General features: G+C 40.3%; 1 protein-coding gene. It reads right to left on the bottom strand.

The genetic code is table 11. The annotated features are described in order from the left end of the window. Positions 1-261: 261 nt before the first annotated feature. Positions 262-1,378, bottom strand: a protein-coding gene (locus JOD45_RS16380; protein WP_205004932.1) for an IS3 family transposase whose coding sequence is annotated in 2 segments (ribosomal slippage) — positions 262-1,111 and positions 1,110-1,378 — 1,119 coding nt in all. Because the reading frame shifts where the segments join, the coding sequence is not laid out codon by codon here. Positions 1,379-1,431 lie beyond the last annotated feature (53 nt).

The raw sequence follows: 1,431 nt of genomic DNA, 5'->3' as shown, positions 1-1,431 counted from the left end.
TAAGGTGGACCCCATTGTCAAGACACTAATTTTAAATTTTTAAGGTGGGTTGATCTATTTTCAGACCGGCTGTGTAATAAGAGTATGAGGTACTCCTTAGGGGTTTAAAACAGTGTATCCACCTTTTTTGAGGTTTTTCGTCCTGCATTATCATCCCTTCTCAGGGGAGGTTCTGTCAAGGGCGAACGATAGTGAGGGCTTTGCCGTACCCTTGACAGGTTCTTCCGTGAGAAGGACTCTATTTTAAAGGACGAATAACCTCTACTGGCCATATACTGAGGCAGGGGTTACATAGCCAAGTGATTGGTGAGGGCGTTCATAATTATAAAAGGTTAGAAAATTTTTAATTTCCCTTCTAGTTTCTCTGGGTGTTTGATAATCTTTTAGATAAACCTCTTCATACTTGACTGTGCGCCAGAGACGCTCTGTTATAATATTGTCAAGGGCTCGCCCTTTACCATCCATACTAATCTTAATTGGTCTTTCCTTTAAAAGATTAATATATTGTGGGCTGGTAAAATGGCTGCCTTGGTCACTATTAAAAATGTTTGGCTGACCCTTCGATAATGCGCGGCGAACAGCCTCTAATACAAAATCAATTTCAAGGGTTTGATCAAGCTCCCAGCTGATGACAAAGCGAGAGTACCAGTCAATAACAGCTACAAGATACATCCAACCCTTTTGCATTCGGATATAAGTTATATCAATACCCCAAACATGATTGGGATGGCTAATTGTCACGCCTCTCAATAAGTATGGGTAAATCCGGTGTTGAAGATTCCGTTTACTCAAGTTAGGCCCTGGGGAGATCCCTTGAATGCCCATCTCTCGCATATGACGCTGTACCGCTTTACGATTGATGTTCACGCCTTCGCGATTAAGTTGAATTGTCATCCTTCGTGAGCCGTAAAACGGATATTTTGTATAAATCTCGTCAATCCGGTGTTTAATCGTTAGCTCTTCAGGAGAAGGATCAACGGGCTTGTAATAAAGACTTGACCGGTTAAGGCTTAATAGATCGGCCTGTTGAGTAATAGGTAATTCAGAATCCTTCCATTCCACCATATCGATTCGCTCTTGCCTAGTCGTAGTGGATGCCAGATTTTTTTTTAAGCCACGACAATTGCGTGGTTAAACGGCCGACTTCAGCGTAGAGATTTTCAATTTGTTTCTCGTAATCAGCTTGCATTTTTTCCTGCTTTTTATTTTGCTTAGTAAATAGTTGAGGCATCTGTTCTATAAACTGGGCTTTCCATTGCCTTAACTGATTCGTATGGATACCATGTTCCGAAGAAAGTTCAATTAACGATTTTTCTTCCTTAAGAATTTCCAACACTATTTGCGCTTTAAATTCGGATGAATATCTTTTTCGTTTCATAAACCTACCTTAACATATCCTTTCTTCGTGTCTAATTTCTTGGGTCCATTATA

The sequence above is a fragment of the Scopulibacillus daqui genome, from assembly GCF_016908855.1.
GTDB lineage: Bacteria > Bacillota > Bacilli > Bacillales > Sporolactobacillaceae > Scopulibacillus_A > Scopulibacillus_A daqui.
This window is presented reverse-complemented; position numbering and strand designations above follow the sequence as displayed.